6 protein-coding genes are annotated in these 11,583 nt (G+C 52.9%); 3 read left to right on the top strand and 3 right to left on the bottom strand.

Annotated elements, in window-relative coordinates:
• The first annotated feature begins 98 nt into the window (after positions 1-98).
• Positions 99-2,411, top strand: a complete 2,313-nt coding sequence (locus MHH82_RS08730) for an AraC family transcriptional regulator (protein WP_340965233.1) — start codon at positions 99-101, stop codon at positions 2,409-2,411.
• A 145-nt stretch (positions 2,412-2,556) separates the two neighbouring features.
• Positions 2,557-4,131: an FAD-dependent oxidoreductase gene (locus MHH82_RS08725; RefSeq protein ID WP_340965231.1), complete on the top strand. Its 1,575-nt coding sequence runs from the start codon at positions 2,557-2,559 to the stop codon at positions 4,129-4,131.
• 74 nt (positions 4,132-4,205) lie between these two features.
• Here MHH82_RS08725 and MHH82_RS08720 read toward each other — a convergent pair whose 3' ends face one another.
• A complete protein-coding gene (locus tag MHH82_RS08720; protein WP_049788677.1) occupies positions 4,206-4,913 on the bottom strand; it encodes a 4'-phosphopantetheinyl transferase family protein in 708 nt (235 codons plus the stop codon).
• 185 nt (positions 4,914-5,098) lie between these two features.
• Here MHH82_RS08720 and MHH82_RS08715 point away from each other — a divergent pair, with 185 nt between their 5' ends.
• On the top strand, positions 5,099-5,860 hold the full coding sequence (locus MHH82_RS08715; protein WP_340965227.1) for an aminoglycoside adenylyltransferase domain-containing protein: 762 nt from the start codon (positions 5,099-5,101) through the stop codon (positions 5,858-5,860).
• A 23-nt stretch (positions 5,861-5,883) separates the two neighbouring features.
• On the opposite strand, the gene MHH82_RS08710 is transcribed toward MHH82_RS08715, so the two are convergent.
• Together MHH82_RS08710 and MHH82_RS08705 are read right to left on the bottom strand one after the other, a co-directional pair.
• The gene (locus MHH82_RS08710) at positions 5,884-5,991 is read right to left on the bottom strand and encodes a YjcZ family sporulation protein (protein ID WP_139083963.1); all 108 of its coding nucleotides are present in this window, start codon (positions 5,989-5,991) and stop codon (positions 5,884-5,886) included.
• A gap of 890 nt (positions 5,992-6,881) precedes the next feature.
• On the bottom strand, positions 6,882-11,531 hold the full coding sequence (locus tag MHH82_RS08705; RefSeq protein ID WP_015734117.1) for an S-layer homology domain-containing protein: 4,650 nt from the start codon (positions 11,529-11,531) through the stop codon (positions 6,882-6,884).
• Positions 11,532-11,583: the final 52 nt, after the last annotated feature.

The raw sequence follows: 11,583 nt of genomic DNA, 5'->3' as shown, positions 1-11,583 counted from the left end.
TCAAATCCAGTGATTATTCATTTTGAAATGATTATTGAATGTAACGGGGGTTGCCCATACAATGATTATACACTTTGTTAAACAGGAAGGTGTACCTATTGCATCCAAAAAGTAGCTTTTATTCTAAAATGGTCCTGTTCGGCTGCTTCATCAGCATCATTCCTCTTGTGGCCCTCGGCTTCTTCTCGTTCATGAAATCATCCACCTCCGTACAAAACCATGTCAACAGCAGCAACATCCAGATCATGAATCAAACGAACAGCAATCTTGAACAGGTGCTGAGGACCGTAGACTATACACTGAATTACGTCATCAATTCCAACATGCTGCAAAGCGCCTTATATCGTCCCCTGTCCTATTATGACTTCCAGCTGTATAACAAACTGAGAGAAGAGATGAGTCTGCTGCAGTCTCCCGAAACCAAAGTAACGGACGTCATTCTTGCGAATGCGACAAGCAACTGGCTGATCAATAACCGGGGCATGTACGAATTTAATGAATACGCTTCCAAAGAGACGCTCCAGAAGCTTCTCGAGCTGCAAGGAAACTCCAATTGGATGATGCTGGAGACCGAATCCCTCGGCTCCAGCGATACGCTCAGTTATGCCTGCCCTTATACGATCGCCCTTGTGAAGAAAATGCCGCTCTCCTCCTCCAGCGCCCGGGGCGTCGCGCTTGCCACCATTCCCAGCTGCAGTCTTGCCGCCATGATGGACAGCCCTTCCGAATCCCGGGAGGTCATGGTGCTGGACCACAATTACCGGATCGTTGTGCATCCGGAGCAAAGGAAACTAGGACTATATCTGACCGATACCGGGTATGCGGAGGCGGAGCTGGACCATTTTGACAGCAAATCGGGGCAGTTCGAGACGAAGATCGACAACAGGCAAGTGTCGGTTACGTACGTCCGTTCCGATTTTAACGGCTGGCTGTATGCCTCCTTCACCGAAATGTCCGCCATCACGAAGGAGTCCCGTTCCATCGGCTGGTTCACGCTGTATATCTGCCTGCTGATGATCGGTTTCAGCGTCCTGATTGTATGGCTTGGAACGCGGAAGATGTATACGCCGATCCGTCACATTTTCGAAAATATCGTGGAGCGTCTCCCGGAAATCCAAGCGAACAAAAAGAGCGAGCTGCAAGTCATCGACGAACATATCCGGGATATGTTCAATTCGAATACCAAGCTCCGCAGCGAGCTTCGGCAGACGAGCCAACAGGTGCGCACCTTTTTCCTCCATAAACTGTTCCTGGGCAAGATCAATCCGCCCGAAGCGATGGAACAGATCGAGATGTTCGGCTTCAAGGAGCAAGTATCCGCATGGGAACAGCTGGCGGTTTTCACCCTCCAGATCGACATGCTGGACGAAACCCGCTATGAACGCAAAGATCGGGATTTGCTGCTGTTTGCCGTCAACAATATTATTGAGGAGATGATCCCCTCCTCCCACCGGCTCCCCTCCGTCATTATCGATCTTACGCAGGTTACGCTCATCGGACGAGGCGGCATTACGCCTGAGGCATTCAACGATTATGTGTATACCCTATCGGAGGAAATCCAGAAGACGACGCGAAATTTCCTGGACCTGGAGGTCAGCATCGGCATCAGCCTGCCTTACGACAACCTGTCCAAAACGTCGCGCGCCTACCAGGAAGGACTCGAAGCCCTGAAACACCGCATCAAGCTGGGAACCGGCGTCATCGTCCCTTATTTCAGTCTGAACTCCGGCAAGCATACCCGGGTCTATTTCTATCCGATGCAGGTGGAGAACGAGCTGATCGATGCCATCAAACTGGCTGACGAGGAACGGGCCGTGGAGCTCCTGAAGCAGTGGCTGGACGAGGTGTTTCGCAAGGACCGGACGCCGCATGAGTATCAAATCTCGCTCATCCGTCTGTTGAATGACCTGATGATCGTGATGCAGGAGAACGGGATCATGCTGGAGCAGCTCGACATCCGGGACAGCTCCCTCGTGGAGGAGCTTCTTCGGCTCTACACCAATCCCGATATCGAGAGCTGGTTTAAATCCCGGATCATCCGGCCGATGGTAAGTGTTTTCCGGGATCGCCAGGACTCTCAATACCAGAATCTCTCCGAGCAGATGATCGAGATGATCCGCAAGGAATTCGACCGCAACATTACGCTTGAGGAATGTGCTTCGCGCCTCCATTACAACAATTTTTATCTAAGCAGCGTGTTCAAGAAAGAAACCAACATGTCCTTCAGCGAATACCTGTCCCAATACCGCTTCAAGATGTCCAAGAAATGGCTTGTCGAAACCGATATGCCCATTAAGGATATTGCGGAGAAGCTGAGTTACAACAATTCGCAGAACTTTATCCGGTCCTTCCGCAAGCTGGAGGGGATGACGCCCGGGCAATATCGCAGCAAATACAAAACCGGATCATAAGCCTTGTAAAACGGCATCAGATTACCAAAAAAGGTCACCTCTGTCCCGTACTTTTCCTGAGGATGAGCATCTACAATTAGAATAGTCACTTTTTGTGCCGATTGTTGATCATTTACGAAACCATCCCAAAAGGAGAATCTGTGCCATGATACGAGAAATGCAGGCCGATATCGTCATTCTCGGCGGCGGGACAGGAGGAACAGCCGCTGCGCTTGCCGCCGCCAAATCAGGAAAATCCGTCATCATGACCGAGGAAACGACTTGGATCGGGGGACAGCTGACCAGCCAGGCGGTTCCGCCCGACGAGCATCCGTGGATTGAATCCTTTGGCTGCACGCGCAGCTACCGGCAGTTCCGCGAAGGCGTCCGCCAGTACTATCGCGATAATTTTCCCATGACGCCAAAGGCCAGATCCAACGTGCAGCTGAATCCCGGCAGCGGCATCGTCAGCCGGCTATGCCATGAGCCCCGCACGGCGCTCGCCGTGCTGCACCAAATGCTGGCCCCGTACATTCACAGCGGGCGGCTGACGATCCTGTATCAATATGCGGCGGAGTCTGCCGACGTTTCAGGGGATCGCGTGGACAGCGTAACCGTGCGTCATCTTGAAACCGAGGATCAAATCGTCCTCCGCGCCCCGTTCTTCGTGGATGCCACCGAGCTCGGGGATCTGCTTCCGCTGGCAGGCATCGAATATGTCACCGGTGCGGAGTCCAAATCCCAGACAGGGGAGCCGCACGCCGTCGACGGCGATCCGCTGCCGCAGGACATGCAGGGCTTTACGTATTGTTTTGCCGTCGACTATCTGGAGGGTGAAGACCATACGATTGAGAAGCCCGCGCTTTATGATTTTTGGCGGGAGTATAAACCTGATTTCTGGCCGGATAAGCTGTTAAGCCTGACCGCCGTCAAGCCGTCGACGAATGAGCCGATCGAGTATGAGATTTTCCCGGGACACGGCAAGTTCCCGCTTTATCAATACCGTCAAATCCTGGACCCGAAGCATTTTGCCGAAGGTACGTTCGACAGTTCGGTGTCGCTAGTGAACTGGCCGCAGAACGACTACTGGCTGGGCTCCATTATCGATGTGCCGAAGGAAGAGGCCGACCATCATATTGATCAAGCCAAACAGCTCAGCTTGTCCCTGCTGTACTGGCTTCAAACCGAGGTGCCCCGGCCGGATGGCGGACAGGGTTATCCCGGACTGCGTCTGCGTCCCGATGTGGTTGGAACGGAAGACGGAATGGCCATGTACCCTTACATCCGTGAGTCCAGAAGAATTCAGGCCGAGTTCACGGTCCTGGAACAGCATGTGGCAACCGAATCGCGCCCTGACGGCGTTGCCGAAACGTTCCACGATTCCGTCGGTATCGGCTGTTACCGGATCGATTTGCACCCGAGCACGGGTGAGCGTCCTTACATTGATATCTCTTCCCTGCCATTCCAAATTCCGCTGGGCAGCTTAATACCGAAGCGGATGAAGAATGTGCTGGCGGCCAGCAAAAACATCGGGGTCACCCACATTACGAACGGCTGCTACCGGCTGCATCCTGTAGAATGGAACATCGGCGAGGCCGCCGGATACTGCATCAGCCATTGCCTGGATCATGACATTCTGCCGACGGATGTTCGGAACGACGAAGATAGACTCGCCAGCTTCCAGCAGAAGCTCGTAAGCGAAGGCATCGAGCTGGCATGGCCGGCACTCCGGCCCGTCTGATCCGCCGCCGCTATAGAACCGCTGCAAAAACCAGCTCAAGGGCAACGCCTCTAGCTGGTTTTGGTTTTTCCATTTTATAACTCATCAGCCGTTACGTATTGAATCTGATCGGGGAAATGGCGGTCCATGCTGCACACCGACAGCTTGTACCCTTCTTCCAGCGCATATTGCTTAAAATAGTAGGTTCCTCCGTTCTCGCCAACCACGGGTGCCCACTCCCATTCACCGCCTTGCCGCTCCATTACAAAAGAATCCAGCGGCAAATGCAAGCCTTTGCCAACGGCCTTGATGTAGCTTTCTTTTAGCGTCCATAAATCAAAGAAGCGGGAAAGCCGTTCGGATGGAGGGAAGTTAAGCAGCGCGTTAAACTCGGTTTTATGGAAATAACGTTTGGCGATATCCATATCGATGTTCTCCATTTTCTCGACGTCGATCCCGACCGGCTCATAGCCGACGGCGCACACGACCCACTGCCCGGAATGGGAGACGTTAAAATGCAGGTTATCATGATCCTTCAAGAATGGTTTGCCGTAAGCGTTTCTGATGATTTCCATATTCGTCCGTTCCCGTCCCAGCTTATCCCGAAGCATGCGATGGGCCAAGGCATCGCCAAGCACCGAACGCTGGTAATCGCTAGCCCTTCTGAACTTGGACACATACTCCTGTCGATCAGGGGACAGCGTCTGGAACAAGGCCCGAAACGTTTCGTCGCGCATATGATCCGAATTCCGGATCGCGTAGATCTCCACAGCGCTAGGCTGATTCTCATTAAAAGTGCCCATAACTCCGCCCTTTCTCTAAACATAGTCCCGTGTTCACTTCGATATGTACGTTCCGTTCCCCTGCTTCTTTCCGCCCTCCTGCTGCCTTTTCCTCATAATACGGGGGAAGGAATGATCATTGACAACGGAAAGATCACCCTACCATAATGGATAAAAATATCGTTTAAATGAAGGTGGGGGTACGATTGGACACGCAATCGGTTTTGGATCAAGCGGTGGACTTGTTTACGGAGGAGCTTGGCAGCCATTTGGTCGGCGTTTACTTGCATGGTTCCTTGGCTATGGACTGTTTCAACCCGGAAGCAAGCGACGTGGATCTGCTGGTCGTGGCAGCAAGGCAGCCGTCCCGGGATCAATTAAGGCGGCTTGCCAACAAACTCATAGCCCTCCACGATGGAATGGCCAATCAGCAGGGATTGGAACTGAGCCTGGTCCTGGAGTCCAGTCTCCGGGAGCTCGTTTATCCGCCACCATTCGAATTCCACTACTCCGCCTTCCATCGCGAGAGGTATCTGGCCGATGACGATTACCTATGCGGCGGATTCCAAGACGCGGACCTGGCCGCCCATTATACCGTGATCTATCATCGGGGCATTGCACTGTACGGCAAACCCGTTCGCGAGGTCTTCCCGCCCGTGGACCGTTCCTATTACGTCCAAGCCGTCCTCGAGGATGTAGAGAGTGCGGTACAGGATATTACCGCCTCTCCTGTGTATTACACGCTGAACCTTTGCCGGGTGCTGTACTATCTGAGGGAAGGCGTGGTGTCCTCCAAAAAAGAAGGAGGCGAATGGGGGCTTCGCGCACTTCCCTCGCAGTATCACCCGATGATCGAGCATGCCCTGCATCAATATACCGGCGGAGCCGGGAAACCCGCGGAATCCGCACCGGATGGACTCGTCGCGTTTGCCGGCGACATGCTGGAGCGAATCCGAAAGGCATTATGATTGACGAGGATGCTCACCATGACTTAAATCCAAAAGGTGCTTAATACAATCACCAACAGGATAAACAATACCAGAACAATGCCCACCGAAGATCCGTACCCGCCGCCGTAGCAGCATTTGTCGTAGCTCATCGATATAAACCTCCTTGTGTGATGGTATGGTACAGTTTATGTAAACGGATGCCCTTAGACAGGGCATTTTGGCAATGATGATCAGAATGTGCATTAGTCCAATATCCATGGCATACCATGCCAAGCCTCCTGCATGCACGAAGCAGGTTTCGGTACATCCGCTCACCTCCTATTTATTGGAACTTTGTACAGATTCCAGCGTACTATTTACTTTAAGAAGCTGATCTGATTCTGAAGCGAGGTGCTTAATATGAAAAAATTCAGGTTTGGAAGATCCCGTATAGAAAACTGGGCAAACATCGTTACCCTCATATCTGATACCGTGTTATATATCCCGCGACTGATGATGAAGCTATTCAACTGAAGGCTGGGTCGATAGCCGCAGCGATGCACTAAAACCCCACTTAGATTTAGAAAGTCTGTTATAGTCTCACGCTCAAACAGGGGGGGAAACGGTTGAAGATTATACTCAAACTGTATTCGGAATATTTAATTATCCCGCGTCCTTTTCGATTATGGGTTCTGTGGGGTTGGATCATTTTATTTATAGCTGTTGGAATTAGATTTAATTGGTTCTTCTAGGAGAGTTTCTTATGGATAAATTAACGATCATAATGGTTAAGTCTCTGGCCGTTGTTATATTCATCCTTCTATTTATCGGTGTTTTCTTGCTCGGCAGATTCGTTGGTAACGCAACTCCTTGGTACGTAACAACCTCCTTACTGATTCTGTTGATAGTTAGATGGGTTTACTTAAGAATAAAGAATAAAAAATAATCACTATTATACGGATCGATAATAATCTATCCGTATTAAATAGGTCGTTACTTATGTGCGACTCCCTGGTACATAACTAAGACCCGTTCGATAGGATCGAACGGGTCTTTGGCTTTAACGGTTAATAAATTCTGCCAATTGCAGCATTCTGGTTAATACGACCGCTCCTTCAGCACGGGTAGAATGTGCCTTTGGAACGAACTTGTCAGAAGAACGTCCCTCCATCAGACCTGAATGGACGATGGCCGACACGGCCTCTTCAGACCAGGATGCGATGCGGTCACGATCCTTGAACCCTTCCAATATGGAGCCGGAGTCTCCTGTCTCCAGATCCTTGCCGGCAAGCTTCAGCGCCCGGAGCAGCAAGACACTCATCTGCTCACGGGTAATCTCCTCGTCCGGACGGAATGTGCCATTGCTGAAGCCTTCGATCAGCCCATTCTCCACAGCCGTAGCGACAGCGGACGCAAACCAATCGTTTGCCTTCACGTCCTGGAAGCCCGTGTCGGCTCCCTGATCCTTCAACCCGAGCGCACGGACGAGCATCGCCGTGAACTGTGCTCTCGTGATCGGCTCGTTCGGACCAAAACGCGTATCGCTCAGTCCTTCAATCAATTTTTTCGAGGCCAGCAGCGATACGTCCTCGCGGGCCCAATGACTGCTTAAATCCTCAAATGTCTTCGCATGGGAGACAACGGAATAAACCCCGCTCTCCCTCCATTTGAACTCCGCTTGGGAGGTACCGTTCGATGTGCGAATGAACGCCGGTACGAAGACCAGCTTGCCGGATGCCGGATCCATCCGCAGCACCGTCGTTTGGGATGGACTGGCGACACGGGATAGAACCTTCGTAAACTTTGCGTAAGGTCCTTTCAGTGCCGGAAGAGTCGACAACTTGTCACCTTGTTTCCACGCCAAGGTTATGGCAAGCGGTGCATCCAGCATGGAGGCTCCATCCTCCAGTGCTGCCTTCATCCGGTCCTCTTCTTCTTTCGAAGCAAACCCGACGCGGATCTGCAAGCTTTCCGCCGTCCCTCGCTGCTGCATAGCTTCCGTCAGCGACTGGAGCGGAATTTCCAATCGGCCTTGGGAGGATTCCAACACGATGGAGCCCCCCGGCAGGTCTTTCACGGCAGCGCTCAGCCCTTGAACCGGCAAGTGAAGAACGACGGAATCCGAAGCGTCGGTTACCGTATACGTAAGCAAGCGTGAAGCCGCCGGCAGCTTGCTAAGCCGTGCCACATCATCGAGCAAAGACTTCTCGTTTGCATCCGCTATGATGACCGTCCTGCCGTCCGGTGCCGTCTCTTTCTTGATGTTCAAGCGCTCGGGTTCGGTCGGTTTTGGAGGTGGCGGCGTCGTTCCTCCACCCGGTGAACCGGATCCTCCGCCCGGAGTTCCCGGATCGGATCCGCCGTCTCCCGTAGAAGTCCGGATGACCTCAAACGTCTTGCTGTTTGTTTTGAAGTCGTCAACGAATACGTCCACGGTGATCGAATTGGCCCCCGTTTGCAGCGGCACGTTCGCTGTAAATTCACCTTTCGCCGACAGGGTCGCATCGGCACCGTTCACCTTCACGGCCGCTTGGCCGGGTCCGAGAACTTCGACCAGCCCTGTCAACGCAAGCTGGCTGGCGCGCGTTTCCTTGCCTTCGTCGTCCATCAGCCCGCTTAATACGGCCGAACGAACCTGGTCGCCCGTATTGTAAGCATTGGCCACGAGCTGGCGGAGCGTTCTTGTGCCTGACGGATCCAGAGCAGAAATGACAAAACCTCCCGCAGGTATGACGCTGTTATTCTCTTCCGGGGCTCCCCAGCTCCAGTTGATCGCTTGGTTCCGGTTGACTACGCGCGTCACGTGACCCGAGTTATCCACAACCACTTCAACCCCGAAGCGGTTCGTGCCCGTGGAGTATCCAAAGGCTTCCGTCATCACGTTAACGTTGCCCTCGATCCGGTTGATATTATAGAAATTGCCTTCAAGGAACGAATTCGGGCTTCCCGGCAAGCTCATGCCGAGCTGGTAGTCCTTCACCCACTCCTTATCTTGGAGAGCGGCAGCCGCGATCGGCCAGTTGACCTGGGATGCGTCAAACAGCATCAGGCCGTTCGTGGACTTCAGCCCCGCCTGGAATACTTCGCGTTGAACGGCTGGCGCCTGCACGTTGTTCATGGCAATGCCTGCATACAGCGGAATTTCCCCGTTCGTTACGATATTGCCAAGCGTAATGTATTTCTGGATTTCCTGACTGGTCGTTTGATAAGCCCCGATCATCAGAAAATCCAAATACTCGATGTATCCGGTTTGGTAATATTCCTCCGTATACACCGACTCGTCCGGCATGCCGAGTGCGGGATTGAACCGGAAGTTCTTGCTGCCCCAGTTGACGCCGTTTAGATAATACGTCTCATACCAGGATCCTACATAAGAGGATACCTCGATCTTTCTGCCTTCTGAGACTTCATAGGAATCCACCAGCGCCTTCACTTCGCCGAAGAAGCTCTGAATCGTGCCCGAGCGGAATTCCCACCAGTCCTGAATCAGCGGGCCGTATACCCTTACATTGTTTTCATAGGAGAAGATATCGTTTGGCCAATTGACAAGCTGCTTGCCCCGGGCCTGCAAAAACTGCTCGAATTTCACGCGGGTTTCGTCGCTGAAATCGGCCCCTTCGTTGTCATACCGGCTGCGGTCATGTACAACCCCGTCCACGTCGTAATTCTTGATGATTTCCTCGAACGTTCTAAGCTGGTAATCGCGGACCTCGTCATTGGACGGGTTGACGAAAGCTACCAGGCCCTGCTTTTTGCTTTCGCGCAGACGCTTGATCTCGCCGTTGTTTTCAGGGAAATACACGCGTTCTTCCCAGTCGAGGTGGTCGTTCAGAACCGCATACTCGTTATGGGCGATCGATCCTTCGGCAAACACGTTGATCGCCGCATGGATCTCTAATCCCAGGGCATGACCATGGTCAATGAACTCCTGCAGCAGGTCCAGATCCGGACTTGCCCCCGCCTTTTCGGGTGCCTTGATCTCGCTGACGTAAGGTCTGCCCGTCAAATCGTTCTTTTTGTACGAAACATAGCCTTCAACGCCCTTCACGTCAAACGCGACCGAAGTCACGCCCGTTTCCTTAGCTTTTTGCAGAAATGCCAAAACATCCTCGCTGGTTTTGAACTTTCTTGCATTGGATGCCTGGTCCACCCAGAGAATGACTTCTTTTTCCGGAGAAAAACCAGGTCTGGCAAACACGGCCAAATGACGCACATCCTGCTCGATGTCATTCTTCATCACTTTCACTTCGATATAGTTGGTACCGTTCGTCAACGTATAATTATGAGTGAAGGTGCCATCCGCTTCAAACGGAATCTCGTTCCCGTTCACCAGCAGCTTGATCGCCGCAACATCGTCTATGTTGTCAATGCGCCCCGTGATGGCGGTACTGCCTTCCGTTACGGTGTACATCGTCTGATTATCGAGCGTGAGCCGTGCAATAAGGCCGTTGCCGCTCATGATGTCGCGCACCTGAACCACTTCCCCGTTCTTGCGCAGCTTGATCATGTCGCCGACCTTGAAGTTCTCGGCCAAATACCGCTTGATGTTGTTGCCTGCATAGCTGTTGTCCTGTGCCATCAGCACATAACCGCCTTCGGGTATTTCAAGATCGGTCGGACCGGTCCACACCGGAGGCTTGCCGTTGATCGAAGGATTGACCACCAGCAATACGCGGTTGTTGGCATCCACCTGCACGGCCACATTGGTCTTTGGAATCGTGATGGAGCTGCCGTAATCTCTCGTAAATACCGCCACGATGTTCGGCACGCCCGTGACATCCTTATCGACGTAATCCAGCTTCTTGCGCGGACCTTCGATGTCGATCGTAATATCCTTCGGAGCCGCCTCGACTTCAATATAATCCTGGTTCTCGATCGGTTCGTACACGATGTTCAGCGTTTGGGCGGCCAATTCGCCGTCTCCCTTAATCAGCTTTACCTCAGCCGCGTTCGGACCCGGCTCCAAATACACATTCGTGCGGAACACGCCATCCGCCGTAAGCGCTGTTTCATCGCCATTGACGGTCACGCTTAAATCCAGGTCCTCGGCATAGTTCGCCACAAAACCCGCAATCTCAATGACCGGGATATCCACGGTCGCATCGTTTGGCGTAAGCAGATGCAGCTCCGGCGGCAGCGGATCCGGCCCTGGCCCCGGCTGATCCGGCAGGAAATCGGCTGCTTTCACTTCGACGCCCGCGCGCATCAGCTTCACCGAATCTCCTGTTTTGTTTTGATTAAAGAGAGGCTTTTGAAAAGCGGATTGCTCCCACGGAAGCGTCCCGCCTGCCACGACGACATAACCGCCGGCCGGAATCGGCAGCAGCGTGCCCGGATCCCAGGCCGTCGGAGGATCGACGTCCGGTCCGAGAATGTCCAGCACTTGACCGCCGGCATCCACCGATACCGCGACATGAAGCATGGGAACCCATACCTCATCGGTGTACACGGAGCCCGTAACCGAAGCACCGCTCGTGTACAGCGCCAAGTAGTCATTTTTGCTCTCCAGCGCGTCGCCTGCCACGTTGATATCCGTGAATTCCAGACTGGTTCCGCCTTGGGAGACCAGCGTAACCGGTTCGGGAACCGCGCTTTGAGCCGGGGGAATTTCGTTATCCGCGAACGCGGAGGAACCAATCGGCACGATGAGCGATACGATCAGCGACAAACTGAGGAGCAGCGCGATCCGCCTGCGAAATAAACGATACATCAAGGAATACCACCCTTCTTTTATTCAGAATGAACGATCACGTGAATATAAA

This window comes from Bacillus sp. FSL K6-6540, assembly GCF_038007545.1.
Note: the sequence above shows the minus strand (reverse complement) of the source record. Positions and strands in the feature narration are given on the sequence as shown.